This is a genomic window from Bacillus sp. LR--39 (assembly GCF_053613335.1).
In genome coordinates this window covers 1-934 of record NZ_JBSIOT010000479.1, presented here as the reverse complement: position 1 = coordinate 934, position 934 = coordinate 1, and the positions used below count along the sequence as shown (strand labels likewise).

Sequence of the window (934 nt, the reverse complement as noted above, 5' to 3'; positions counted from 1 at the left end):
CAGCATGATCAACATGAGAGTCATAAATAATCAAAATGCAGTTTGAACGGGAGACTCATCCAGAATCCATCCGACTGCAATTGGCAGGGTAGTGCCGCCAAACCATTGGCAGCGAGCAGCATGCCTGTCGTTTGTTCTGTTTTTCCATGATAAAATTGATTGGTGACAATTAAGATAATGGCGAACATGCCGGCCATAAATAAGTCCTAAGAAAAAACTAAGAATAATCCCTGCAAAAGCTGTTTTATTGATTGCCAAAATACAGAGTTAAATGAGGCCGCTCATATTTATCAGCCTGAGATAATGATGATAGGTTATTTTTTCGGAAACCGGCTCGGGTTGCCAAATGAGAGAAAAGATATTACTGTCATTAAAACGATTCTATGATAAAATGTCTCAGACTATATTTGAGCCATTTTTTTCTTCAGCATTCATCTTGCGTAATTGATAAAAATTTATTATGATACTCTTTGTATGACAACTCCTTGCCTCAATACAATATACTCAACGTTTCCCCATTTTCTCCGGTCGTTTTTCTTTTCATTTTCTCCCGTAAAATAAAAAAAGCTCCCAATACAATAGATATGGTGCGGATTTATTTTTTACTAAAAAGGAGTCGTTATATTTGAATAATAGTTTTACATTAAAACAGCAATGGTTCGGGAATATCCGAAAAGACATTCTTGCTGGCATTTTAGTTGCGTTAGCGTTAATACCTGAAGCGATTGGCTTTTCTATTATAGCCGGTGTGGATCCGATGGTCGGTCTTTATGCGTCATTTTGTATAGCCATTATTATTTCTATTTTTGGCGGCAGACCTGGCATGATTTCAGCTGCGACAGGCTCAATGGCAGTCGTTATGGTATCGCTGGTTGCTGATCATGGGCTTCAGTATTTATTTGCGGCTACGATTTTGACTGGCATTATTCAAGTG

The 934-nt window shown here is 38.0% G+C and carries 1 protein-coding gene and 1 pseudogene; one reads left to right on the top strand and one right to left on the bottom strand.

Annotated elements, in window-relative coordinates; all coding sequences use genetic code 11:
* Positions 1-33 precede the first annotated feature (33 nt).
* Positions 34-333 (bottom strand): annotated as a pseudogene (locus ACWHAR_RS24290) (MFS transporter); the annotation flags it as partial.
* 292 nt (positions 334-625) lie between these two features.
* Between ACWHAR_RS24290 and ACWHAR_RS24285 the strand changes: the two are divergent.
* Positions 626-934, top strand: a 309-nt coding sequence (locus ACWHAR_RS24285) for a SulP family inorganic anion transporter (protein ID WP_452088084.1), incomplete at its 3' end; no start/stop codon positions are given.